The following is a 24,254-nucleotide window of genomic DNA, read 5'->3' on the forward strand; positions in this document are numbered from 1 at the left end:
GAAGCATGACCCGCACCCTCGTCCAGCCCACCGGGGCCGCTCACACGCGCATCTACGCCTTCGGCGCCGCCCGCGGTGAGGTGGCCGTTCCCAACGAGGACCTCATCGGCCCGATCGACTCGAGCGACGAGTGGATCCGCCAGCGCACGGGCATCGTGACCCGCACGCGTGCGGTGCCCGAGACGGACGCCATCGATCTCGCGACGGATGCCGCCCGCGAGGCGATCGAGCGCTCCGGTGTCGACCCGAGCAAGGTGGACGCCGTCATCGTCGCGACCATCAGCAACCCCAAGCAGACGCCGTCGGTCTCGGCCATCGTCGCGGACCGCGTGGGAGCCAACCCCGCCGCGGCGTACGACGTCAACGCCGCGTGCGCCGGATTCGCCTACGGCATCGCGCAGGCCGACGCGCTCATCCGCGCCGGAGCAGCCCACTACGCCCTGGTGATCGGCACCGAGAAGCTCAGCGACGTCGTCGACCCGACCGACCGGAGCATCTCGTTCCTGCTCGGCGACGGCGCCGGCGCCGCGGTCGTGGGTCCGAGCGACACCCCCGGCATCGGCCCGACCGTGTGGGGCTCCGACGGCTCCAAGGCCGACGCCGTGGGCATGAACCACACGCTCACCGAGTTCCGCGACGGCGTCGCCCCGTGGCCGACGCTCCGCCAGGAGGGCCCGACGGTGTTCCGCTGGGCGGTGTGGGAGATGGTGAAGGTCGCACGTCAGGCGCTCGAGGAGGCCGGGGTCGAGGCATCCGATCTCGCCGCCTTCGTCCCCCACCAGGCGAACATGCGCATCATCGACGAGTTCGCCAAGCAGCTGAAGCTGCCGGAGAGCGTCGTCATCGCCCGCGACATCGAGACCACGGGCAACACCTCGGCCGCGTCGATCCCGCTGGCCACGCATCGCCTGCTCGAAGAGCACCCCGAGCTCAGCGGCGGACTCGCGCTGCAGATCGGCTTCGGCGCGGGACTCGTGTTCGGCGCCCAGGTCGTCGTCCTCCCGTGACGCGGCGAACGGCGACTCTAGACTGATTCCCGGCCCGTCCGGGCACCGCACAATCCCTGAAAACAGGCCCCTAACAAACAGGAGAATCCCATGGCATTCACCAACGACGAGGTCCTCGCCGGACTCGCCGAGCTCATCACCGACGAGACGGGCATCTCAGCCGACGAGGTCGCGCTCGAGAAGTCGTTCACCGACGACCTCGACATCGACTCGATCTCGATGATGACGATCGTCGTCAACGCCGAGGAGAAGTTCGGCGTGACGATCCCCGATGACGAGGTCAAGAACCTCAAGACCGTCGGCGACGCCGTCACCTTCATCACGTCGAACCAGGCGTGAGTCCTGTGGGGCATCGCCCCACACCCCGGCTCGCTGACGCGAGGCCATCCTCCGGTGGGGGCTGCGGCCCCCACCGGCATGAACCCACGAGGATCTAGAACGACATGAGCAACTCCCGCATCGTCGTGACCGGCATCGGCGCCTCGTCGCCGCTGGGCGGCACGGCACCCGAGAGCTGGTCCGCGCTCCTGGACGGCGTCTCCGGCACCCGCACCCTCGAGCACGACTGGGTCGAGCAGCACCAGCTGCCCGTCACTTTCGCGGCAGAGGCCAAGGTGCGCCCCGACACCGTGCTCGAGCGGCCGATCGCCAAGCGCCTCGACCCGTCGTCCCAGTTCGCGCTCGTCGCGGCGATGGAGGCGTGGGCGGATGCCGGCAGCCCCGAGGTCGAACCCGAGCGCCTGGGCGTCGACTTCGCGACCGGCATCGGCGGCGTGTGGACCCTCCTGGACGCGTGGGACACCCTGCGTGAGAAGGGTCCGCGCCGGGTGCTCCCGATGACGGTCCCGATGCTCATGCCCAACGCCGCGGCGGGCAACCTGTCGCTGCACTTCAACGCCCGCGCCTATGCCCGCACCGTCGCCAGCGCGTGCGCCTCCAGCACGGAATCGATCGTGAACGCCATCGAGCACATCCGCGCGGGCTATGCCGACGTGGTGATCGCCGGCGGCACCGAGTCGGCCATCCACCCGATCACGATCGCGGCGTTCGCCTCGATGCAGGCGCTGTCCAAGCGCAACGACGATCCGGCGACCGCGTCGCGGCCGACCAGCATCGACCGTGACGGCTTCGTCATGGGCGAGGGCGCCGGCGCGCTCGTGCTCGAGACCGAGGAGCACGCCCGTGCCCGTGGCGCGAAGATCTACGCGGCGGTCGTGGGCGGCGGCGTCACCGCCGACTCGTACCACATCACCGCGAACGACCCCGAGGGCCTCGGCGCCGCGCGGGCCGTGAAGCTCGCGCTGGAGATGGCGGATGCCGCACCCGGCGACGTCACCCACATCAACGCGCACGCGACCTCGACGCCGGTCGGCGACCCGAACGAGTACACGGCCCTGAAGGCGGTGTTCGGCAACCGGATCGACGACATCGTCGTGTCGGCCACCAAGGCGTCGACCGGGCACCTGCTGGGCGGCACGGGTGCGCTGGAGGCGATCTTCACCGTGCTGGCGCTGCGCGACCGCGTCGCTCCCCCGACGATCAATCTCACGACGCAGGATCCCGAGGTGCCGTTCCGCGTGTCCGGCACGCCGACTCCGCTCGGCGACGGGCCGCAGCTCGCGATCAGCAACTCGTTCGGCTTCGGCGGGCACAACGCCGTCGCCGCGTTCGCGTCGGTCTGAGGAATCCGCTCGACCGCCGCGCAGACGACGAAGACGCCCCCCGGGAAGCCGCCGGGGGGCGTCTGTCGTGTCAGGCGGTGGTTCGCGGTCCCGCGGCCCGGGATTCATGGCCTCCGAGCCTCGGTAGTGGCGCCTCGCACCGCCTGCGCCTGTGTCACCCCACGTTCATGTCACCCTCAGCCCACCTTGTGCAGCCACACGACGGGGGCGTCGTCGCTGGCGTGGCGGAACGGCTCGAGCTCCTCGTCCCACGCCGAGCCGAGCGCGACCTGCAGCTCGCGGCCGAGCTCGAGCGGATCGTTGCCCGCGATCTCCATGGCGTACCGGATGCGGTCCTCGCCGATGACCACGTTGCCCGCGGTGTCTGTCTGTGCGTAGTGGATGCCGAGGCCCGGTGTGTGAAGCCAGCGACCGCCGTCACTGCGGGGCGTGGGATCTTCGGTGACCTCGAAGCGCAGATGCTCCCAACCGCGGATCGCTGTGGCGAGGGCGGCGCCGGTACCGGCCGCCCCCTCCCAGTAGAACTCGGCACGACGGCTGCCGGCGAGGACAGGCTGGTCGGCCCAGTCGAAGCTCACCGCGCGGCCGAGGGCACGGCCCACTGCCCACTCCAGGTGGGGGCACAACGCTCGTGGCGCGGAGTGGATGAAGATCACCCCACGCGCCTGTGTTGTCGCCATGATCTCTCCGTTCGTCAGGTGCGTCTTCCCCTACGACCTGAAACGGGTTCATGGCTGCTGTTCGGTTGTGCTGCCGCCATTATCGCCGAGAGGGCGGGGGAATCACAAGACTGTGATTCCCCCGCCCTCTCAGAACGGGGTGCGGAGGCTCAGGCCTCGCTCATGGCCTGGACCTCGGCCTTGCCCTTGGCGGCGTAGTAGGCGGCGCGAGCGGCGTCACGTCGCGCCTGCTCGGCCTGGCCCGCGTCGAGCACTTCCTGCGCGACCTCGAACTGCGGCGCGGTCGGCACACCGTGGTACTTCTCGATGTAGGCGTCCAGCTCGGGGCCGGACTCCCACGAGGTGATGAGGCAGTAGCGGGGCTCGGTGCCGTCGTGGTGCACGGCGTGCCACAGACGCTGCGTGTCGACGATGAGCTGGGCGCCGGCGGGCAGCGCCACGCGGTACTCGATGCTCGGGTCCGTGCGGTTCTCACGCAGCACGAAGTAGCTGTTCTTGTCGTCGGTGAGGTTGAAGAAGCCGCGCACGACCCAGCCGGTGCCGTCGGGGTTGAGGCGGTTGTTATCGTCCTGGTGCAGGTTGTACAGCGCGTCGGCGTACGAGTTCGGCTGCAGCTCGATGATGCGGCAGCGGCCCACGTTGGCGCCGGGCTCCTGCGCGCGACGCGTCAGCGTCGGGGCCTTCTCGGTCTGCTCGGGGATCCAGACGCCGTCCTTGTCGGTACGCGGCGGCGTGTGGTTCCAGAAGCCGTTGCACTCGATCTCGCCCTTGGCCGAGGCCAGCGGTGCGAAGCGGGTGTCACCCGACGACTTCCAGTCGACGTACTCGATCGACAGCCACTCCTGCGGGTCGATCTCCTCGTTGTAGGAGTCGAGCACCACGAAGCCGGTCTCATCGAGAGCGGCGGACTTGATGTAACCCATGACGAATCATGCCTTTCGGTCAGTGAGCCAGCACGTTTTAACAGGCTCAACTTAGGCAAGCCTACATCGGGCTCTTCGGGGGCTCCGGTGGCCCGGCCGTGAATAACCGGAGGCCGCCCGTCGCCCGGCTCGCCGCGGCGCCGGCCTCCTAGACTGGAACGGCTATGGTCACTGCCACGAACGTCGACGCAACTGCTGTCAACACGGTCGGGTGGCTGTCAGCCGCGGACTGGACGATCGTCGTCCCGGTCTATCAGCGGCAGTACCGGTGGGACATCGGCGGGTGCGAGCAGCTCCTGGCCGACATCCGCGCGGTGGCAGACCTCGACGACCGTCACATGCACTTCATCGGGTCCATCCTCTCGTCGGCCAGCGGTGAAGGTCCGGACGCCGAGCTCGTGCTGATCGACGGTCAGCAGCGGACGACGACACTGATGCTGCTCGTGGCGGCGCTGCACCACACGGTGCGTGAGTCCGACCCCGCCCTCGCGGACGAGCTGCAGCGGGTGCTCGTCCACTCGCATGACGCGACGCGCACCAAGCTGCGCCCGCACCGCGCGTGGGCCTCCGTCTTCGAACGGGTCGTCCTCGACCTGCCCCTCCCGCCCGGCGAGCAGCGCGATTCGCGGTTCGACGACAACTACGCGTTCTTCCGCAGTCAGATCAGCGTCGACGAGGCAGCCCACATCTGGCGCGGTCTGCAGAAGCTCGAGCACGTCGCGATCACCCTCGGCGCGGGAGCGAACGCGCAGCAGATCTTCGAGAGCCTCAACTCCACCGGCGAGCCGCTGCGCGACCACGAGCTCATCCACAACTACGTGCTGATGGGGCTCACGCACGCCGAGCAGCGAGAGGTCGAGTCCGACTACTGGCAGCCGATCGAGCAGAACACGGGTGACGCGATCGCCGAGTTCTGGCGCCAGTACCTCGTCATGCGCGCGGGCCGCGAGGTGACCGTCGTGGGCGGACGCGGCGTGTACGACGCGTTCCGCGCCGAATTCCCGCGGCTCGAGTTCGCCGACCTCATCGCGCACGCCGACGAATGGCGCGCGTTCTCGCGTGTGTACCGCGTGCTGCTGCATCCGGATGAGGCGACGGATGCCGTCCTCGCGCGCCACCTCGGCTACCTCAGCACGTTCGGCTCGGGCATGTATCCTCTCGTGATGCGGGCCTACCGCGACTACGAGCTCCGCGCGATCGGGCGCGACGAGCTGATCGAGACCCTCGAGATGGTGCAGTCCCTGCTCGCCCGTCGATCGGTGGTCGGGACCGGGACCGACCGGCTCGTGGCGCGCCTGTGCCGCGCGCGCGAACAGGGGCCTGCGGCGCTCGTGTCGGCGATCTCGCGGATCACGCCGTCCGACGAGCGCGTCGCGGTCGCGCTCAAGTACTCCGAGCTCCCGCACGCCGCCTACCTCCTGGGCCGGATCGCCGGGGTCGACGACGTCTCGTCCCTGGACGTGGAGCACATCTTCCCGCTCGCGCCCGGGGACGGCTGGTCGGGCGACGGCGTGCGCGAGTGGTCGTCGTACAGCGACGACGAGCAGAACAGCCATCGCGCCCTCGCGAAGACCATCGGCAACCTGACCGTGCTCGAGGAGGACCTCGCGCTGCGCGCCTTCGACCGTTCGTTCCCCGAGAAACGCGAGCTCTACGCACGCAGCGCGGTGCCGATCACGGCCGACCTCGCTGCTCTGCCGTCGTGGGGCACGGCGGCGATCGCCGAGCGTTCGGCCCGGCTCACCGAGCGGTTCGTGCAGGTGTGGCGCCGCCCCGGCGGTCCGGCCATCGACGACGACGGGCTCACCCCGATCCTGGACGCCGTGCGCCGTCGCGGCTGGCCGGCCGGCTGGCACCGGGAGTGGTCGTACGTGGAGTACTGCGGCGAGCACTGGGAGGTGCCCGACGTCAAGTACCTCTTCAACCGCGTCTTCAAGCGCCTGTGGGCGGACGCACGGGAGGCCGTCGTCGCGTACAGCGCACGACGAGGCGGACCGGTGTACACCGCGCAGTCGTGGAACGGTCAGTGGGACCGCCTCGACGACGAGCACTCGCTCTACATGGGGTGGGACTCCAGCTACATGCTGGCCGCCGTCCAGGGGGTGCTCGAAGAGGCCGGTCTCGCGCCCGAGGTCTTCGTGAAGTACTCGTACATCGGCGCCGCGATGTGAGAGAGGGAGTGGATGCCGGGCCCCCGGCATCCACTCCCCCTCTGTCGTTCGGACTACTCGAACGCCACAGTTCTACTCGAAAGCGACAGTGGCGTTCTCGTTGTTGAGGACGATCACCGGAGTGATCGCGGGGTGGCCGGCCGCCTGGATCTTCGCGAGGTCGAAGCGCAGCAGCGGGGTGCCCGCCGTGACCTTCTGCCCCTTCTCGACCAGGGTCTGGAAGCCGTCGCCCTTCATGTTGACGGTGTCGATGCCGACGTGGATGAGCAGCTCGGTGCCGTCTTCGAGCACGAGGGCCACGGCGTGGCTCGTGTCGAAGGTCGCGCCGATGGTGCCGTCCGCGGGGGCGACGACCGTGTCGCCCGTCGGCTCGATCGCGAGACCCGGGCCCATGATCCCCTGCGCGAACGTGGCGTCGGGCACCTTCGAGAGCGGCACGACCCTGCCGGTCAGCGGCTGGCGCAGCGTCACCGTCGCCGTGGCGGTGTCGGTCAGCACCGCAGTGCTTCCCGACGCGGGCTCGACGGCGGGCTCGGGCGTGGCGCCCTGCGGCGCCTCGGCCTGCCCGTTCATGATCGCCTCCATGGCGTCCTTCACGAACTGCACGTTCGTGCCGTAGACGACCTGCACGGACTTGCCGCCGGGCTTCATCGTCCCGGCCGCGCCGGCGCGCTTGAGGGCGGCGTCGTCGACCTTGCTGACGTCGTCGACCTCGAGCCGCAGGCGGGTGGCGCAGTTCTCCAGGTCCGTGATGTTCTCCTTGCCGCCGAGGGCGGTGAGGAACCGGCCGGCCGTCACGAGGTACTTGTCGTCGGTCGACGAGGTGTCGTACTCGGTGCCCTGAGACAGGGTGTCGTCGTCCTCTCGGCCCGGCGTCTTCAGGTTGAACCGCTTGATGAGGAAGTAGAACACCCCGAAGTAGATGAAGAACCAGAACACGCCCATCACCGGGATGAGCCACGGGTTCTGCGCCATGGGGTTCATCCACCCGAGCACGAGGTCGATGAAGCCGCCGGAGAATCCGAAGCCCATGCGCACCGGCAGGATCTGGCTGATCGCCATCGAGATGCCGGTGAACACGGCGTGGACCACGTACAGCAGCGGGGCGACGAACATGAAGGCGAACTCGAGCGGCTCGGTCACGCCGACGAAGAACGACGAGATCGCGCCGCCCAGCAGGATGCCGTACGCGATCTTCTTCTTCGTCGTCTTGGCCGTGAGGTACATCGCCAGCGCCGCGCCGGGGAGGCCGAACATCATGACCGGGAAGAAGCCGGTCATGTACTGACCCGTCACCCCGTACGTGCCCTCTCCCGCCAGGAAGTTGTTGAGGTCGTTGATGCCGGCGACGTCGAACCAGAACACCGAGTTGAGCGCGTGATGCAGGCCGACCGGGATCAGCAGGCGGTTGAGGAAGCCGTAGATGCCCGTGCCGAACGGTCCGAGCGTCACGATCCACTCGCCGAACGTGACGAGGCCGGTGTACACGAACGGCCACACGAAGAACAGCACGATCGCGACCACCAGCGAGAAGCCGGCGGTGACGATGGCGACCGAGCGCTTGCCCGAGAAGAACGACAGGGCGTCGGGCAGGCGGGTGTCCTTGAACTTGTTGTAGCAGTAGGCGCCGATGAGGCCGCAGATGATGCCGACGAACACGTTCTGCACCTTGAGGAACGCCGGGTCGACCTCGTTCACGTCGCCCGCGCCCGTGAACAGCATGACGGTCTCGGGCTTGAGCAGCGTGGTGACCGTCAGCCACGAGACCAGGCCCGCCAGCGCCGAGGTGCCGTCGGACTTGTTCGCCATGCCGATCGAGATGCCGACCGCGAACAGCAGCGCCATGTTGTCGAGCAGGGCGCCACCGGCGGCGCCCAGGAACGCCGAGAAGATGTTCGCGCCGCCCGTGGCGCTGCTGATCCAGTAGCTGATGCCTGACAGGATCGCGGCGACCGGCAGCACAGCCACCGGGAGCATGATCGATCTGCCGAGCCTCTGCAGGAACTTCATTGTTGCCTCCATCGAGGAGTCAGGGACAGGTTGCTGTCGATGACGCTACAGCCAACGGAGGGACGAAGTCAGTAGCAGTCCCCCCGAAAGTTAGGGGACTGAACGAAATGGTTCCGACAAAGACGCCGGACGCCGCTGTCCGAAGAGCAGCGGCGTCCGTATCGGTAGGGCGGGTGGGACTTGAACCCACGATCGTCGGGTTATGAGCCCGCTGCCTTGACCAGCTTGGCCACCGCCCCGCACGCCTGCGTGCGTCTCGAGCCTAGCGTTTGCGGCGGTCGGGGTCGTCTGCGGGATCCTTGACCCGCGGCTCGGGCCACACCTTCGACACGGCCTCGGTGACCTTGACCGACCCGGTGCGCGGGTGGGCGGCATCCGCCGGTCCGCCGTGGCTGCCGCGCTGGATCGGCAGCTCCTGGCTGTCGCTCACGACCTGCGGGTGATGGCGGGCGAGCTGGAACACGCCCCACACCGCGATCGCGCCGACGACGCCGAACGAGATGAACACCCACAGCGGGGCGCCGGCAGCCTCCTGCAGGATCGTGAGGCCGATGATGATGGCGACGATCGGATCCACGACCGTCAGCCCCGCCACGACGAGGTCGGGCGGACCCGAGGCGTAGGCGCTCTGCACGAAGTACGCCCCGACGATGGCGGCCACCAGGAGCGCGCCGAGACACGTGAAGGTCAGCCAATCGAAGTCGGAGGCCTTGATGCGCTCGATGATCACCTTCGCCAGCGTCGCGACGAAGCCGTAGAGCACGCCGGCGGCGATGATGTAGAACAGCGGCCCGATCCGCTTGCGCAGCCAGATCCACAGTCCGGTGAAGACGATGGCGACGATCGCCAGCAGCACCAGGATCGTGATCAGCTCGGTGTTCGACACCGGCTTCTCGGTCGCGAAGAGCGCGGCGATCGCCACGAACACGAAGATGCCGCCGACGCACGCGCTGATCGCGATCAGCGACCGCTTCGTCGGCTTGTGCCCGCTGATCTGCGCATTCAGCAGCGTCGTGATCACGAGCGCGATCGCGCCGAGCGGCTGCACCACGATGAGGGGTGCGAAGGCCAGCGCCGACAGCTGGCACACGATCGCCAGGCCCAGCATGACGGTGCCGATCACCCACGACGGACGGGCGAGCAAGCGCAGCAGATGGCTGAACTCGAGGCCGCTGCTGCCGGAGGAGCCGGTGAGCCGCTCGACCTTCGTCACGCCGCGGTGCTGGTACTGCGCGCCGAAGGACATGAACACCGCGCCGAGCAGCGCCAGCGGGATGCCGATGAGGATTCCGGGGTTCTGGAAGGCGCCGACGAGCTGATCGCCGACGTCCCCGAGCTCATCCGCAGTCCACACCACCCTTCGACACTAGCCGGAGGTGCCGCTCGGTAGGCTCAAGGCGTGGCTGTTCTTCCGATTCGCATCATGGGCGACCCCGTCCTGCACTCCCCCGCGTCGCCGGTCGGCGAGATCACGGACGAGATCCGGACGCTCGTCGCCGACATGTTCGAGACGATGGATGCCGCACCCGGCGTGGGCCTGGCCGCTCCGCAGGTGGGCGTGCCGCTGCGGATCTACACGTACACGTACGCCGACGACGACGGCAACCCGTGGCGCGGCGTGATCATCAACCCCGAGCTCTGGATGCGCCCGACCGAGCCGGGTGCCCCCGATCCCGACGACGAGTCCGAGGGCTGTCTGTCCTTCCCTGGCGAGCGCTTCCCGCTGCGCCGCTCGGACGAGGTGCTCGTGACCGGCATCGATCTGGAGGGCGAGCCCGTGCGCATCCAGGTCGACGGCTGGCGCGCCCGGATCATGCAGCACGAGTTCGACCATCTCGACGGGATCCTCTATGTCGACCGCCTCGACGACGGCGACTGGAAGACCGTCCAGAAGATCGCGCGCAAGCGCGGCTGGGGTCGGCCCGGCAGCGCCTGGACGCCGGGGATCGACGACCTCGAGGCCTGATCCCACCGCCCGCTCGATACCCTGCCGGGGTATGTCGTAGAGTGGTGCGCACGCAGGACCGTGCGCGCAGCGGGAGGAGAGTGGATGCCGCATCCCCACGTCCTCCTTCGGCCACGGCTCGCGCCGCTCGTCGTGCGTCTCGCACTGGCCGCCGCCATCATCGCCGGGCTGTTGGGCATGCACGTCATGATGACGCCGAGCGCACACGCGGCCCATGCCACCTCGGCAGCGGCACCGGCGGCCGTCGCCGAGCGGTCCGACGCCTCGCACCATGACGCGGCGTCGGCCGTGACGCCGAACGCGGCCGCGGACGCGACGGTGCCCGCGCACGAACTGGGCCCGCGCGGCACATCCGCCGGGTGGGCCGTCGCCTGCGTCCTGGCGCTGCTGCTGACCGTGCTCGTCGCCGCGCGCCCGCTCGGATGGTGGCCGACGTCGCGCCGCGCACCCGTGTGGACGGCGGCGGGCCGCGCCGCGCGGTGCCTCGGACCGCGGCATCCCTCGTCCCTCATCGCCCTCTGCATCAGTCGGACCTGATGCGGCCCCCGCCCGGCACATCGCCGGGCCAGGCGCCGCCGCGCATCCGCGCGGACATCAGACACCGAATGGAAGAGAGACCGATGAACACCCCTACCCGCGCGCTGCTCGCAGCGCTCCCCCTCGTCGCCGCCCTGGCACTCGCCGGCTGCGCCGCAACCACGGACGACGGCGACATGCCCGGAATGGACCACGGCAGCGGGGGCCATACCGAAGCATCCTCCACGGCCGCGACGCCGGCGGACGTCATGTTCGTGACCATGATGATCCCGCATCACGAGCAGGCCGTGGAGATGGCAGACCTGGTGCTCGCGAAGGACGGCGTCGATCCCCGGGTCGTCATGATCGCGGAGCGCATCCAGGCAGCGCAGGGGCCTGAGATCCAGGTCATGCAGGGCTGGCTCGAGGAATGGGGCGTCGATCCGGGGACGGCCGAGGGCATGGAGCACGGCGACGGCATGATGTCGGCAGACGACATGGCCGCCCTGGAGGCGGCGGACGGCGCGGCGGCCGGGCGACTGTTCCTCGAGCAGATGGTCGTGCATCACGAGGGCGCCGTCGAGATGGCGCAGGACGCGCTCGACGACGCGGCCGACCCCGATGTGCGCACGCTCGCGCAGCAGGTGATCGACGACCAGTCGGCCGAGATCGCCGAGATGCAGGAGCTCGCGGCACAGCTGTGACGGCGGGGCGTGGGGGCCGGACACGCCGGCTCCCTCGCCCCGGCGTGTCAGCGAGCGGACGCGTCTGCGCGCCGGTTCTGGCGGTCGACCCAGCGGCGCAGCTCCACGTCGGCTCCCGGCGGCGCCTGGGCGATGACGTTCATGCCCTGGCGCACGAGGTGCGTCCCCACGCGGACCGGCCCCCACACGCGTGCCGTGGTCAGCGCGCCGGTATCCACGTCGCGCACCTGCACCTGCGTCGTGTCGGTCGCGGATCGGCGCTTCGCCTTGCCTGCGACGTGCTGCACGACGAGCACGGGGAGGCCGTGCGCCGACGCCGTCGCGAGCACCGTGTCGAGGTCATGGGCCGCCCACTGCCGGCGGATGGCTCGCACGACGACCAGCGCGACCACGACGACGGCGATCGTCGCGACACCCGTCGGCACGACCCACAGGCTCGCGACGGCGAGCAGCGCCGACCACGGCACGTTGCCTCGGAACGCCAGGAGGATCGCGGCGAGAGACGGCACGAGCGCCAGGAAGAGCCAGGGAGCCGGCACCGAGACGGCGAACATGGACGGCTGCTGCCCGAACAGGACCATCACGCCCACCCACGCCACGACGCCGGCATAGACCGCCAGCACCGTCAGCAGCACCGCCGAGCGGTAGATCGGCCGCGGCGCGGGCACGGATCCTTCGACCGCGACGAGCGGCGAGGACTTCGCGCGACCCGGCATGACACCCCTCGATGAATCGGACGGAGTCGTCCTGAGAACGAAGAAAGCCCCGGGGGTGGAGCCCCGAGGCCTTCGCTCCCCCACTTGGACTCGAACCAAGAACCTATCGGTTAACAGCCGATTGCTCTGCCAATTGAGCTATGGAGGAATGTTCCGCACTCTCGTGCGGGCAACCAGTCCATACTAGCAAAGCTCGAGCCGTGCTCATGACCATCGACGCCATTTCACGAGCCGACGAGGCGCCGGTCGGCATCCGCGCTCGGCGTCCACAGCAGGTCGTTCGTGCCGTGCCCGTACGCGACCGGGTGGCCGCCGCGCAGCACGAGGACGTCGGCATCCAGTTCCTTCACGACCTCGGGTTCGTTCGTGACGACGAGAGCGGCCATGCCGAGCTCGCGCCGGCGCCGCAGGATCGCGTCGCGCGCCGCCTTGCGCACCTCGACGTCCATGTTGGCGAACGGCTCGTCGGCGATCAGCACGCGCGGCTGCAGCACCAGGGCACGGGCGAAGGCGACGCGCTGGCGCATGCCGGCGCTCAGCTCGTACGGATACTTCGCCGATGCGCCCAGCGGCAGCATCATCTCGTCCAGCAGCGAGGCGATCCTCACCGCCAGCCCACGGGGGCTCACCCGCCGGTCGCGGCTGGTGATCGGCTCGCCGATGACCTCCGAGACCGTCAGACGTGCGGGCAGCTGCGCCCCGGCGGACTGCGGCAGGTATCCGGCGTAGTAGGTCAGGTAGCGATGGGCGCGTCCCGGATGCCGCACCGAGACGCCTGCGACGGTGCCGGCCCCGCCGACGACGGTCAGGCCGTGCTCGTCGGCGCCGGCGAGCACCGCCGCCAGGGAGGACTTGCCGGACCCGGTCGGGCCCATGACCGCGAGGGTGCCGCCGTGCGGCACGCGGAAGGTCACCCCGTCGACGACGCGCTGCGCCGGCCCGCCTCGTCCTGCCCGGGCGATCGACAGATCCGAGCAGTCGATCGCCATCTCTGCATCTCGTCGGCGAGCCATTCCCTCATCCTGCCCTGCGGGGCGCGCACGCACCAGCCGACGCCGCGCATGGATCGCCGCAGCGGATCAGGACGCCTCGTCGACGATCGTCTGCCGGCGGGCGTCGAGCTCGCGCAGGCGCAGGCGGATGCTGCGCCCTTCTTCGGAGTCCGCCGGCACCCGCTGGATGGCGCCGAGCAGTTCGGCCTTCTCGCGATCGAGCCCCCTCAGCACCAGGCGGCGCAGCAGATCGCTCGTGGAAGCGACGGCGGCGTCGTCGTCGAGCGCCGGGAAGTTGCCGGCGAGCAGCTCGGCCGCCAGCGACCGATACGGCTCCCGCACGGTGGCGACGGCATCCACCGACCATCCGGGGCGCTGCATCGTCGCCGACGCGCCGGCCACGGCGACCCGCACCGCATCGAGCGGGGGCAGCCGGAACGGCAGCTCGAGTGCTCGGGCAACGAGTGACGGATCCATCCGGTGGCCGAACTGCAGCACACCCATGAGGGCATCGCGCTCCAGCGCGGCCTCAGGCGTGCGGGGCAGCGTGGCCAGAGTCACGCGCAGCGCACCGTCGTCCGACGGCTCGCCGGCGCCTGTTGTCGGCTGGGGGTCGCGGCGCCGGTCGTCGCGTGCGCCGCCCCGGCCGGCGCGCTCAACCTCGCGACGCACGTCCTCGGTGTCCATGCCGAGGCGCCGCGCGAGCACCCGGATGTACTCCGGCTGCAGCAGCGGATCGCGCAGTTCGGCGACCACGGGCGCCGCGGTCCGCAGCGCTCCGACGCGCCCCTCGACGCTCGCGAGGTCGTAGCCGCCGATGCGCTGGTCGAGCACGAACTCCACCATGGGGACCTTGGTCTCCAGCAGCGCCCGCACCGCCCCGTCGCCCCGGGCCAGGCGCAGATCGCATGGATCCAGCCCTTCGGGGCCGGTGGCGACGTACGTCTGCGCGTTGAACCGCTTGGCGTCGGCGAACGCGCGCAGTGCGGCCTTCTGGCCGGCCGCGTCGGGGTCAAAGGTGAAGACGACCTCCCCTGCGGTCGAGTCGTCGCCCATCACGCGACGCAGCACCGTGATGTGGTCGGCGCCGAACGCCGTGCCGCACGTCGCGATCGCCGTCGTGATCCCGGCGAGATGGCACGCCATGACGTCGGTGTAGCCCTCGACGACGACGACCCGGTGCTCGCGCGAGATGTCGCGCTTGGCGAGGTCCAGGCCGTACAGCACGTTCGTCTTCTTGTAGAGCGTCGTCTCGGGCGTGTTGAGGTACTTGGGGCCGTTGTCGTCGTCGTACAGCTTGCGCGCGCCGAATCCGATCACCTGGCCCGTGACGTCGCGGATCGGCCACACGACGCGGCCGCGGAACCGGTCGTAGACGCCGCGCTGGCCCTGCGACACGAGCCCTGCCGACGAGAGCTCCTCGTCGGTGAAGCCCTGGGCGCGCAGAGCCTTGGTCATGCCCTCCCAGCCCTTCGGCGCGTAGCCGACGCCGAAGTGCCCGGCGGCACCGGCGTCGAAGCCGCGCTGCCCGAGGAAGCGCCGCGCGGTGTCGGCCTCGGGCGTCATGAGCTGACCACGGAAGAACTCGGCCGCCGCAGCGTTGGCGGCGAAGAGGCGTGCACGGCCCGTGTGCTCGGGTGCAGCGCCTCCGTCCTCGTAGTGGAGCGCGTAGCCGATGCGGCCGGCCAGGCGCTCGACGGCCTCGGTGAAGGTCACATGGTCCATCGCGCGCAGGAACGAGTACACGTCGCCGGACTCACCGCATCCGAAGCAGTGGTAGAACCCCGCCTGCGGCCTGACGTTGAAGCTGGGGCTGCGCTCGTCGTGGAAGGGGCACAGGCCCTTGAGCGATCCGACGCCGGCCGACTTGAGCGCCACGCGCTCTCCGATGATGTCGGCGATGTTCGTGCGCGCCTTGACCTCGTCGACGTCGGCCTGACGGATGCGCCCCGGCATCAGCGACCCCCGCGTGACGCCGACGCCGGGTGCGCAGGCACGTCCATCGGTCGCGCGCCGGGCGACCACACTCCGACGGATGCCGCGTCCACGGGCGCGACGAGGCTGCCGTGCCACGCGATGGCGAGCTGGTCGGTGAGGCTCGCGACCTGGTCGACGACGACACGCCGGCGGGAGGCATCCGATTCCGCCGCCGCGAAGTCCTGCGCGTGGATGGCGTCCAGCGCCTCCGGGCGCTCCCACAGCGCGGACGCGAGGCGTTTGAGCACCCGGCGCTGCTCCTTGTAGAGGTCTTTGCGGCCCTCGATCGACACGACCGCGGCGCCGATGATGCCCTTGAGCACAGCCATCTCGGCCTCGACGATGCGGGGCACGACCAGGTGGCCCCGATAACGCGTGAGCACCGCGAGGTCGTACGACTCCCGCGTCGCCGTCGTGGCGGCCCGGGCGAAGCGCCCGATCAGGTCGGACGTGAGGTTCTTGAGGCTCGCCAGCGCCGCCCGCGTGCCGTCGAACGCGTCGATCCACTCGGGCATGCGGGTGAGCCGGAACAGCGCGTCCTCGAGCTCGTCGCGGGCGAAGTCGAAGCCGACCCACGACTGGATCGCCGTGAGGAGCGCCTCATGCTCGCGCGGGTCGACCAGACGCGCGGGGTCGAGGTATCCGTTGACGATGGCGTCCTCGAAGTCGTGCACCGAGTACGCGATGTCGTCCGAGAGGTCCATCACCTCGGCCTCGATGCAGCGCACGCGGCCGGGCGCGTCGGCGCGCAGCCAGCGGAACACGTCCTCGTCCTCGGGGTACACGCCGAACTTGAGCCGCCCGCCCGGGTCGGGAAGCGGGTGGTCGGCCGTCCACGGGTACTTGCACGAGGCGTCCAGGCTCGCGCGCGTGAGGTTCAGGCCGAAGCTGCGGCCGTCCGCGTCGATGACCTTGGGCTCCAGACGCGTGAGGATGCGGAGCGTCTGGGCATTGCCCTCGAAGCCGCCGACGTCCTCTGCCCACTCGTTGAGCGCACGCTCGCCGTTGTGGCCGAACGGCGGATGCCCGAGGTCGTGGCTCAGGCATGCCGTGTCGACCACGTCGGCCGCGAGGTGCAGCGCGGTCGCGAGCTCGCGACCGACCTGCGCGACCTCGAGCGAGTGCGTCAGGCGGTTGCGGGCGAAGTCCGCCGGGCTGGCGGGGCTCAGGACCTGCGTCTTGGCGGCGAGGCGCCGGAGGGCCGCCGAGTGCAGCACGCGCGCGCGGTCGCGGGCGAAGTCGTCGCGCTGCGAGCGGTGGCGTTCGGCGTGGAAGCGTGCGGCATCCGCGTCGTCGTACCCGAAGGGCCGTTCCGACGCGCCGGCGGCGTCACCCGCCACTGTGGTCGAGTTCCGCTTCGGCGAGGGCGATGGATGCCTCCGCCCCGAGCTCGCGCGAGTTCAGCCAGCCGTCGGGCAGGGCGGGGCGCTTCGGCGTGCCGGCACGGCCGCGCTGGCCCTCGGCCGCCGCACCCGGATAGGGCGCGTCCAGGTCGAGGGTCGACAGGAGGTCGTCGATCTCGGCGAGGCTGGACGCGGTCGCAAGGCTCGCACGCAGCTCGCCGCCGACCGGGTAGCCCTTGAAGTACCAGGCGACGTGCTTGCGGATGTCGCGGCACCCGCGCCCTTCGTCGTCGAAGAACTCGACGAGCAGCTCGGCGTGACGGCGGAACGCAGCGGCGACGAAGCCGAGCGTCGCGTCCACCGGCTCTGCGGGCGCAGCCTGCGGACCGCCCAGCGCGCGGGCGAGGTCTCCGAACAGCCACGGGCGGCCGAGGCAGCCGCGCCCCACGACGACGCCGTCGCAGCCGGTCTCGGCCATCATGCGCGCCGCGTCGTCGGCCGACCAGATGTCGCCGTTGCCGAGCACCGGCACGCTCGTGACGGTCTCTTTGAGCTTCGTGATCGCCGACCAGTCAGCGGTGCCGGAGTAGAACTCGGACGCGGTGCGGGCGTGCAGCGCGACGGCCGCCACCCCGGCGTCCTCGGCGATGCGTCCCGCGTCGAGGTAGGTCAGGTGGTCGCCGTCGATGCCCTTGCGCATCTTCACGGTGAGCGGGATGTCGCCGGCGGCGCGGGCGGCGCGGGTGACGATCTCACGGAACAGCCCGAGCTTCCACGGCAGCGCCGCTCCCCCGCCCTTGCGGGTCACCTTGGGGACAGGACAGCCGAAGTTCAGGTCGATGTGGTCGGCGCGGTCCTCTTCGACGAGAAGGCGCACCGCCGCCTCGGTCGTGGCCGGATCCACGCCGTAGAGCTGGATGGATCGCGGCTTCTCGGACTCGTGGTGGGTGATGAGCCGCATCGTGGTCGCGTTCCGCTCGACCAGTGCGCGCGTGGTGATCATCTCGCTCACGTACAGCCCCGCGCCATACTCGCGGCACAGCCGGCGGAAGGCGGTGTTGGTGATGCCCGCCATCGGCGCGAGCACCACGGGGGCGTCGAGTTCGATGGGCCCGATGCGCAGCGTGCGTTCGGGAGCGAGAGCGGTCGTCACCCCTCCATTCTCTTACAGGAATCCTGCCCTTGGCTGAACGCGAAGGCTTAGCCTGGGGATATGACCGAGGCCACCGCGACGGACCTTCGCCAGATCTCCTTCCAGACCGCCGACGGAGGCACCGCGACGCTCGCGGATTACGGCGATCAGGTGCTGCTCGTCGTGAACGTCGCCTCCAGATGCGGGCTCACCCCGCAGTACGAGCAGCTCGAGGAGCTGCAGCGTGCGTACGCCGACCGTGGATTCACGGTGCTCGGCTTCCCGTGCAACCAGTTCATGGGCCAGGAGCCCGGCTCGATCGAAGAGATCCTCGAGTACTGCTCCGTGACGTGGGGTGTCACGTTCCCCGTCTTCGACAAGGTCAAGGTCAACGGCGGCAGCGCTGCACCGCTGTACAAGGCGCTCAAGAAGTCGAGGGACGCCGAGGGCGCGCGCGGCCCCATCCTGTGGAACTTCGAGAAGTTCGTGGTCACGCCGGATGGCGGCATCCACCGATTCCGTCCCACCGTGAAGCCCGACGACCCGGCCATCGTCGAGGTCATCGAGTCGAACCTGCCGCGCTGAGGCAGCACGCACAACGGCCCGCCGCGATGGATCGCGGCGGGCCGTTCTGATGTCTGGGCGTCAGGCGACGGCTTCGTCCGCCTCGGCGGGTTCACGGTGCTCGGCCCACACCTGACGGACGATCTGCGCGAAGGCGTCCGCGGGCTGCGCGCCCGACACGCCGTACTTGCCGTCGATCACGAAGAACGGCACGCCGTTGATGCCGTACGCGCTTGCCTGTGCCTGGTCGGCGCGGACGGCATCCAGGTAGCGGCCGCTCTGCAGCGCGTCACGCGCCGCATCGGCGTCGAGGCCGACGTCCGCGGCGAGTGCGACGAGCTCGTCCTCGCGGCCGAGGTGGCGACCCTCGGTGAAGTAGGCGGCCATGAGGCGCTCCGCCAGCTCGTGCTGCCGGCCCTGCTCCTTCGCGAAGTGCAGCAGCTCGTGCGCCTTGACGGTGTTGGTGTGCTTGAGCAGGTCGAACCGGTACTCCAGCCCGGCGTCAGCGGCGACGCCGGTGACGCGCTCCAGCATCTGCTGCACCTGCTCGCGCGGCATGCCCTTGTGCTTCGCCAGGAAGTCGAGCTCGTCGCCCTCGAAGTCCACGGGCGTGTCGGGCGAGAGCTCGAACGAGTGGAAGGTCACCTCGACGGCGGGGGCGTCCTCATCGGTGGATGCCGCGGCCAGGCCGTTCTCGAGGTTGCGCTTGCCGATGTAGCACCACGGGCAGGCGATGTCGCTCCACACGTCGATCTTGATGGCGTCTGTCATGTCAGGCACAACCGCTGCGGCGGAGCGATCTATTCCGCCGCATGCGCCGAGGCGGCGTCGGGCGTGTCGACCGCGCCGCCGAACCGGCGGTCGCGCCCCAGGTACACGTCGATGCCGTGCCACAGGTCCGCGCGTGTGAAGTCCGGCCACAGCGTGTCGAGGAACACGTATTCGGCGTACGCGGACTCCCACAGCAGGAAGTTCGAGGTGCGCTGCTCGCCGCTCGAGCGCAGGAAGAGGTCGACATCGGGCATGCCAGGCTGATACAGCCGCCGCTGGATCAGCTTCTCTGAGACGGCGGACGGCTTCAGCCGGCCGGCGGCGACGTCATCGGCGATCGACCGCATGGCGTCGACCAGTTCGACCCGCCCCCCGTAGTTGACGCACATCGTGAGGGTCAGCACGTCGTTGCCTGCCGTGAGGCGCTCGGCGAACTGCAGCTCCTTGATGACCGAGCCCCACAGCCGCGGCTTGCGGCCGGCCCACTGGATGCGCACGCCCCACTCGTTGAGCTGATCGCGTCTCCGGTGCAGCACATCGCGGTTGTATCCCATGAGGAACCGCACCTCGTCGGGCGACCGCGACCAGTTCTCGGTCGAGAACGCGTACACCGACAGGTGCTTCACGCCCGCCTGGATGGCACCGGCGACCACGTCCAGCAGCGCCGCCTCGCCCGCCTTGTGTCCCTCGATCCGCGTCAGCCCCCGGCGGTTCGCCCAGCGCCCGTTGCCGTCCATCACGATCGCGACGTGGTTCGGCACGGCGCCCCTGGGGTAGGCCGGCGGGTACACCCCCGTCCAGTCGAGGGGGCGGTACGGCACCGCATCGCGGTGCGTGTAGGGCTTCGGAGTCACCGGTGGCCTTCCTGCGGGGCTGTCGCGACGTGAGAGAGCGAGCGGATGCCGCGTTCCAGATGCCACTGGGCGTACGCGGCGATGAGACCCGACGCCGCCGCCGTCGAGCCCGGGGCGGCGGCATCCACCACGTCCCACTCCCCCGCCATGAGCGATTGCAGGAGTGCGACGGTGGAGGCGTCGACCCGTGCGGCGCCGACCGGTGCGCAGTCGCGGCACACGATGCCGCCTTGCTGCGCCACGAACGTGTCGTGCGGTCCGGTGCGCCCGCACCGTGCGCACTCGCCGAGGCCGGGCGCCCAGCCCGACAGCGCCATGGCCCGCAGCAGGTACGAGTCCAGCACGCTGCGCGCCGCGTGCTCGCCGCGCGAGAGCGCGCGCAGACCGCCGACGAGCAGCAGGTACTGCTGCGGCGTCGCCTCGGCCTCGTTGAGCCGGTCGGCCGCCTCGACCATCGCGTGCGCCGACGTGTAGCGGTCGTAGTGCGCGACGATGTCGGCGCCGTACGACCCGAGCGACTCGGCCTGCTGCACGATGTCGAGCGAGCGGCCCTGGTACAGCTGCACATCGGCCACCATGAAGGGCTCCAGGCGGGAGCCGAACCGCGACGACGTGCGGCGCACGCCCTTCGCGACAGCGCGCACCTTGCCGTGACGACGGCTGAGCATCGTCACGATCCTGTCGGCCTCACCCAGCTTGTGGGTGCGCAGGACCACGACTTCATCGCGGTAGGTGGGCACACGACCATTATCGCCGTGGGCGCATCGTCGTGGCGTCGCCCGCTCCGGGCGCCGCCACGGCGAGAATGGAGGGGTGAACGAGCCGGTCTTCGTGATTCCGCTGTGGGCGGACCTCACCGCCGTCGGCCTCGGCGGCATCCAGGGGGCGCTGTTCGCGTCGGGATTCCGCGGTCAGCGGCGACTCGACATGCTGGGCGTCGCCATCATCGGCATCGTCGTCGGCATGGGCGGCGGGCTCATCCGCGACCTCCTGCTGAACGTGGCGCCGACGACGCTGCAGAGCAACTGGTACCTGCTGACGGCGACGGGTGCGGCGTTGTTCGGGATGCTGCTGGCCGGGCTCTTCCAGCGCCTCAACGCCGTCATCGTCGGGCTCGATGCGCTCGTGATCGGCCTGTTCGGCGCCTTCGGCACCAGCAAGGCGCTCGTCCTCGGTCTGCCGCTGGTTCCCGCCGTGTTCGTGGGCGTCTGCTCGGCCGTCGGCGGCGGCATCCTCCGCGACATGATCATGGGCCTGCCCGTCGCGATCATGCACGTCGGCTCGCTGTACGCCGTGGCCGCCGGCGCAGGATGCCTCGTCCTCGCCTCCGCGCACGAACTGGGCGTCAACATCGTCGCGGCGGCCATCATCGGCATCATCGTGACGGCCGTCATCCGCCTGCTCGCGGTGATCTTCGACATCTCGCTGCCCGAGCAGCGGGCGCTCTACCGCCGCAAGGTGGCCGTGGAGACCTCGACGATCCCGATCGTCAAGCCCTGAGGCATCCCCTCAGCCGACGACGCCATCGGCGGACGTCGGCGGGCGAACACCGACGGGTGCACGCGGGGATCGCCCGCGCACACCCGTCGACGGTCAGCGCTCAGACGCCCGCGAAGGCCTCGGAGCGCTCCCGCGTACGGATGGCGCGGTTCACGCCCGACACGATCGCCTTGAGCGATGCGGTCGAGATGTCGGAGTCGATGCCGACGCCCCACAGGCGCTCGCCGTCGACCTGAAGCTCGATGTAGGCGGCCGCCTGCGCGTCGCCGCCGGCGCTGAGCGCGTGCTCGACGTAGTCGTAGAGGGTCACGTCGAAGCCCTGGGCTCGGATGATCTCGAGGAATGCCGCCACCGGGCCGTTGCCGCGGCCGGACTCGTTGCGTCGCTCGTCGCCGTCTCGCAGCGTGATGTCGAGCTCGACGTCGCCCGACAGGTCGCTGCGCGTGCTGGTGGCCAGCAGCTCGAAACGGCCCCAGCGCTCGTCGGCGACCTCCGACGGCAGGTACTCGTCGGTGAAGATCCGCCAGATCTGATCGCTCGTGACCTCGCCGCCCTCCGCGTCGGTCTTCGCCTGCACGACCCCCGAGAAGTCGATCTGCAGCTTGCGCGGCAGGTCGAGCGAGTGGTCGGTCTTCAGCAGGTACGCGACGCCGCCCTTGCCGGACTGCGAGTTGACACGGATGACCGCCTCGTACGAACGGCCCAGGTCCTTCGGGTCGATGGGCAGGTACGGCACCGCCCACTCGATCTCGTCCACGGTGACGCCGGCCTCGGCCGCGCGCGCCTCCATCGCCTCGAAGCCCTTCTTGATGGCGTCCTGGTGCGAGCCGCTGAAGGCGGTGAACACCAGATCGCCCGCCCAGGGGCTGCGCTCGTGCACCGGCAGCTGGTTGCAGTACTCGACGGTGCGCTTCACGTGGTCGACGTCGCTGAAGTCGATCTGCGGGTCGATGCCCTGCGTCAGCAGGTTGATGCCGAGCGCGACCAGGTCGACGTTGCCCGTCCGCTCGCCGTTGCCGAAGAGGCACCCCTCGATGCGGTCGGCGCCGGCCATGTACCCGAGCTCGGCGGCCGCGATCGCGGTGCCGCGGTCGTTGTGCGGATGCAGCGAGAGGATGATGTTCTCGCGGTGGGCGAGCCGGCGGCTCATCCACTCGATCGAATCCGCGTAGACGTTGGGCGTGGCCATCTCGACGGTCGCCGGCAGGTTGATGATGACCTTGCGATCGGGCGTCGGCTCGAAGACCTCGATCACCTGGTTGCAGACGTTCAGGGCGAACTCGAGCTCGGTGCCGGTGTAGCTCTCGGGCGAGTACTCGTAGAAGACCTTGGTCTCGGGAATGCGCTTCTCGAACTCGCGGCACAGGCGAGCGCCCTCGAGCGCGATGTCGATGATGCCCTGCTCATCCGTGCGGAAGACGACTTCGCGCTGGAGCACGCTCGTCGAGTTGTAGAGGTGGACGATCGCCTGCTTGGCGCCGGCGATCGACTCGTACGTGCGCTCGATGAGGTGTGCGCGCGCCTGCGTCAGCACCTGGATGGTGACATCGTCGGGGATCAGGTCCTCTTCGATCAGCTGGCGCACGAAGTCGAAGTCGGTCTGGCTCGCCGACGGGAAGCCGACCTCGATCTCTTTGTAGCCCATCTTCACGAGCAGGTCGAACATGATGCGCTTGCGCTCGGGGCTCATCGGGTCGATGAGCGCCTGGTTGCCGTCGCGCAGGTCGACGGCGCACCAGCGCGGCGCGGTCGTGATCCGCTGATCGGGCCACGTGCGGTCCGGCAGATCCACGCGGATCTGCTCGTGGAACGGGCGGTACTTGTGGACCGGCATGCCCGAGGGCTTCTGGGTGTTCTGCATGATTCGTCGCTTCTCTCGTCGCCGACGCCCCGAGTGGGGCTGTCGATGCCTGGGGTTGCGGGCCAACAAGAAGCTCCGCGACGAGGAAGGCCCTAGAACGAGGTCTCGTCGCGGCGGCTAAGAAGAAGGAGCCCGCCGAAGCGCATGCCCTCAGGCTACACCCGCGATCGCCGCCTGCGCGAACCGGGACCGATCGGGATGCCGCGCACGCGGTTGTGAGACGATCCGTGTCGCGCCGACACCTGCAGGGTATGAGACGTCTCGTCAGGCCGCTCGGCATCGTCGCCGCCGGCGCCCTCGTCCTCCTCGCCGCGACGGCGTGCGCCACCTCGTCCTCGGGTGCGGGCACACCGCATCCGTCGCTCGGAGCGGTCACGCCGGTGCCTCCGCAGGGCGAGGTGACGGCGACAGGAACCGTGCTCGACGCCGGCGGCGACGTCCGGCTGTGCCTGGGCCCCGTCGCCGAGTCCTTCCCGCCGCAGTGTTCCGGCATCCCGCTCGAGGGCTGGTCGTGGGACGGCGTCGAGGGCGCCGAGACCTCCGGCGACACGACGTGGGGCGCGTATGCCGTGCGCGGCACGTACGACGGCGAGTCGTTCACCGCCACGCAGCCGCCGGTCCTCCTGGCGCTGTACGACCCCATCGCCCTCCCCGATCCGACGGATGGGAAGCCCGGGGCGGGTGACGACGCCACGCTCGCCGCGATCCAGGCCGAACTGCCCGGCCGGCTGGGCGACTCCTACCTGGGCTCGACGCCGCAGGACGGCTGGCTGTGGGTCGACGTCGTGTGGGACGACGGCACCTGGCAGGACGCCGCGGACGCGGAGTACGGCGCCGACCTCGTCGTCGTCCGTTCGGCGATCCGCGACATGGACGGCTGAGCGC

Annotated in this window: 23 protein-coding genes and 2 tRNA genes; 10 read left to right on the forward strand and 15 right to left on the reverse strand. The window is 70.0% G+C overall.

Annotation, left to right across the window (positions count from 1 at the left end; translation table 11 throughout):
• Window positions 1-5 precede the first annotated feature (5 nt).
• From JNB62_RS13500 to JNB62_RS13510, 3 genes are all read left to right on the forward strand, one after another.
• The gene (locus JNB62_RS13500; RefSeq protein ID WP_220301425.1) at window positions 6-1,007 is read left to right on the forward strand and encodes a beta-ketoacyl-ACP synthase III; all 1,002 of its coding nucleotides are present in this window, start codon (window positions 6-8) and stop codon (window positions 1,005-1,007) included.
• Window positions 1,008-1,097: 90 nt separating this feature from the next.
• The gene (locus JNB62_RS13505) at window positions 1,098-1,346 is read left to right on the forward strand and encodes an acyl carrier protein (RefSeq protein WP_013586517.1); all 249 of its coding nucleotides are present in this window, start codon (window positions 1,098-1,100) and stop codon (window positions 1,344-1,346) included.
• A gap of 104 nt (window positions 1,347-1,450) precedes the next feature.
• Window positions 1,451-2,689, forward strand: a complete 1,239-nt coding sequence (locus JNB62_RS13510; RefSeq protein WP_220301426.1) for a beta-ketoacyl-[acyl-carrier-protein] synthase family protein — start codon at window positions 1,451-1,453, stop codon at window positions 2,687-2,689.
• A gap of 176 nt (window positions 2,690-2,865) precedes the next feature.
• Here JNB62_RS13510 and JNB62_RS13515 read toward each other — a convergent pair whose 3' ends face one another.
• Together JNB62_RS13515 and JNB62_RS13520 are read right to left on the reverse strand one after the other, a co-directional pair.
• Window positions 2,866-3,369: a DUF3145 domain-containing protein gene (locus JNB62_RS13515; protein ID WP_220301427.1), complete on the reverse strand. Its 504-nt coding sequence runs from the start codon at window positions 3,367-3,369 to the stop codon at window positions 2,866-2,868.
• A gap of 149 nt (window positions 3,370-3,518) precedes the next feature.
• Window positions 3,519-4,292: a hypothetical protein gene (locus JNB62_RS13520; protein ID WP_220301428.1), complete on the reverse strand. Its 774-nt coding sequence runs from the start codon at window positions 4,290-4,292 to the stop codon at window positions 3,519-3,521.
• Window positions 4,293-4,456: 164 nt separating this feature from the next.
• Here JNB62_RS13520 and JNB62_RS13525 point away from each other — a divergent pair, with 164 nt between their 5' ends.
• Window positions 4,457-6,463, forward strand: a complete 2,007-nt coding sequence (locus JNB62_RS13525) for a DUF262 domain-containing protein (protein ID WP_220301429.1) — start codon at window positions 4,457-4,459, stop codon at window positions 6,461-6,463.
• A 72-nt stretch (window positions 6,464-6,535) separates the two neighbouring features.
• On the opposite strand, the gene nagE is transcribed toward JNB62_RS13525, so the two are convergent.
• From nagE to JNB62_RS13540, 3 genes are all read right to left on the reverse strand, one after another.
• The gene (gene nagE, locus JNB62_RS13530) at window positions 6,536-8,473 is read right to left on the reverse strand and encodes an N-acetylglucosamine-specific PTS transporter subunit IIBC (RefSeq protein ID WP_220301430.1); all 1,938 of its coding nucleotides are present in this window, start codon (window positions 8,471-8,473) and stop codon (window positions 6,536-6,538) included.
• 165 nt (window positions 8,474-8,638) lie between these two features.
• Window positions 8,639-8,712: transfer RNA gene (locus JNB62_RS13535), tRNA-Ile, on the reverse strand.
• Window positions 8,713-8,735: 23 nt separating this feature from the next.
• Entirely contained in the window at window positions 8,736-9,830 is a 1,095-nt protein-coding gene (locus tag JNB62_RS13540) for a DMT family transporter (RefSeq protein WP_220301431.1), read from the reverse strand.
• 42 nt (window positions 9,831-9,872) lie between these two features.
• Here JNB62_RS13540 and def point away from each other — a divergent pair, with 42 nt between their 5' ends.
• The 3 genes from def (at window position 9,873) to JNB62_RS13555 (ending at window position 11,659) form a co-directional block, all read left to right on the forward strand.
• On the forward strand, window positions 9,873-10,439 hold the full coding sequence (gene def, locus JNB62_RS13545) for a peptide deformylase (protein WP_220301432.1): 567 nt from the start codon (window positions 9,873-9,875) through the stop codon (window positions 10,437-10,439).
• 84 nt (window positions 10,440-10,523) lie between these two features.
• Window positions 10,524-10,976 (forward strand): DUF6153 family protein, encoded by a 453-nt coding sequence (locus JNB62_RS13550; RefSeq protein ID WP_220301433.1) that lies wholly within the window; start codon window positions 10,524-10,526, stop codon window positions 10,974-10,976.
• Window positions 10,977-11,059: 83 nt separating this feature from the next.
• Entirely contained in the window at window positions 11,060-11,659 is a 600-nt protein-coding gene (locus tag JNB62_RS13555; RefSeq protein WP_220301434.1) for a DUF305 domain-containing protein, read from the forward strand.
• Between the two features lie 47 nt (window positions 11,660-11,706).
• Here JNB62_RS13555 and JNB62_RS13560 read toward each other — a convergent pair whose 3' ends face one another.
• The 6 genes from JNB62_RS13560 to dusB form a co-directional block, all read right to left on the reverse strand.
• On the reverse strand, window positions 11,707-12,375 hold the full coding sequence (locus JNB62_RS13560) for a hypothetical protein (RefSeq protein WP_220301435.1): 669 nt from the start codon (window positions 12,373-12,375) through the stop codon (window positions 11,707-11,709).
• 75 nt (window positions 12,376-12,450) lie between these two features.
• Window positions 12,451-12,523 (reverse strand) — tRNA-Asn (locus JNB62_RS13565).
• Between the two features lie 76 nt (window positions 12,524-12,599).
• Window positions 12,600-13,388, reverse strand: coding sequence for an ATP-binding cassette domain-containing protein (locus JNB62_RS13570; protein WP_220301436.1), 789 nt, complete (start codon window positions 13,386-13,388; stop codon window positions 12,600-12,602).
• Between the two features lie 66 nt (window positions 13,389-13,454).
• On the reverse strand, window positions 13,455-15,323 hold the full coding sequence (gene dnaG, locus JNB62_RS13575; RefSeq protein ID WP_220301437.1) for a DNA primase: 1,869 nt from the start codon (window positions 15,321-15,323) through the stop codon (window positions 13,455-13,457).
• Window positions 15,323-16,684: a deoxyguanosinetriphosphate triphosphohydrolase gene (locus JNB62_RS13580; protein ID WP_220301438.1), complete on the reverse strand. Its 1,362-nt coding sequence runs from the start codon at window positions 16,682-16,684 to the stop codon at window positions 15,323-15,325. The genes dnaG and JNB62_RS13580 overlap by 1 nt, the downstream gene beginning before the upstream one ends.
• Entirely contained in the window at window positions 16,674-17,840 is a 1,167-nt protein-coding gene (gene dusB, locus JNB62_RS13585; protein ID WP_220301439.1) for a tRNA dihydrouridine synthase DusB, read from the reverse strand. The genes JNB62_RS13580 and dusB overlap by 11 nt, the downstream gene beginning before the upstream one ends.
• A 60-nt stretch (window positions 17,841-17,900) precedes the next feature.
• Between dusB and JNB62_RS13590 the strand changes: the two genes are divergently transcribed.
• The gene (locus tag JNB62_RS13590; protein WP_220301440.1) at window positions 17,901-18,404 is read left to right on the forward strand and encodes a glutathione peroxidase; all 504 of its coding nucleotides are present in this window, start codon (window positions 17,901-17,903) and stop codon (window positions 18,402-18,404) included.
• 60 nt (window positions 18,405-18,464) lie between these two features.
• Here the strand turns inward: JNB62_RS13590 and JNB62_RS13595 are convergent, their stop codons facing one another.
• Genes JNB62_RS13595 through recO form a run of 3 tightly spaced genes read right to left on the reverse strand, consistent with a single transcriptional unit; the run spans window position 18,465 to window position 20,748 of the window.
• A complete protein-coding gene (locus JNB62_RS13595) occupies window positions 18,465-19,154 on the reverse strand; it encodes a DsbA family oxidoreductase (RefSeq protein WP_220301441.1) in 690 nt (229 codons plus the stop codon).
• Between the two features lie 29 nt (window positions 19,155-19,183).
• Window positions 19,184-20,008 carry an isoprenyl transferase gene (locus JNB62_RS13600; protein ID WP_220301442.1) on the reverse strand — a complete coding sequence of 275 codons (825 nt, stop codon included), beginning with the start codon at window positions 20,006-20,008 and terminating at the stop codon, window positions 19,184-19,186.
• Window positions 20,005-20,748 (reverse strand): DNA repair protein RecO, encoded by a 744-nt coding sequence (gene recO, locus JNB62_RS13605; protein WP_220301443.1) that lies wholly within the window; start codon window positions 20,746-20,748, stop codon window positions 20,005-20,007. The genes JNB62_RS13600 and recO overlap by 4 nt, the downstream gene beginning before the upstream one ends.
• Before the next feature lie 73 nt (window positions 20,749-20,821).
• Here recO and JNB62_RS13610 point away from each other — a divergent pair, with 73 nt between their 5' ends.
• Window positions 20,822-21,508, forward strand: coding sequence for a trimeric intracellular cation channel family protein (locus JNB62_RS13610; protein WP_220301444.1), 687 nt, complete (start codon window positions 20,822-20,824; stop codon window positions 21,506-21,508).
• 100 nt (window positions 21,509-21,608) lie between these two features.
• On the opposite strand, the gene leuA is transcribed toward JNB62_RS13610, so the two are convergent.
• A complete protein-coding gene (gene leuA, locus JNB62_RS13615) occupies window positions 21,609-23,369 on the reverse strand; it encodes a 2-isopropylmalate synthase (RefSeq protein WP_220301445.1) in 1,761 nt (586 codons plus the stop codon).
• Between the two features lie 251 nt (window positions 23,370-23,620).
• Here leuA and JNB62_RS13620 point away from each other — a divergent pair, with 251 nt between their 5' ends.
• Window positions 23,621-24,250, forward strand: a complete 630-nt coding sequence (locus tag JNB62_RS13620; protein ID WP_220301446.1) for a hypothetical protein — start codon at window positions 23,621-23,623, stop codon at window positions 24,248-24,250.
• The last annotated feature ends 4 nt before the right edge of the window (window positions 24,251-24,254 follow it).

Source organism: Microbacterium jejuense (genome assembly GCF_019511665.1).
Lineage (GTDB): Bacteria > Actinomycetota > Actinomycetes > Actinomycetales > Microbacteriaceae > Microbacterium > Microbacterium jejuense_A.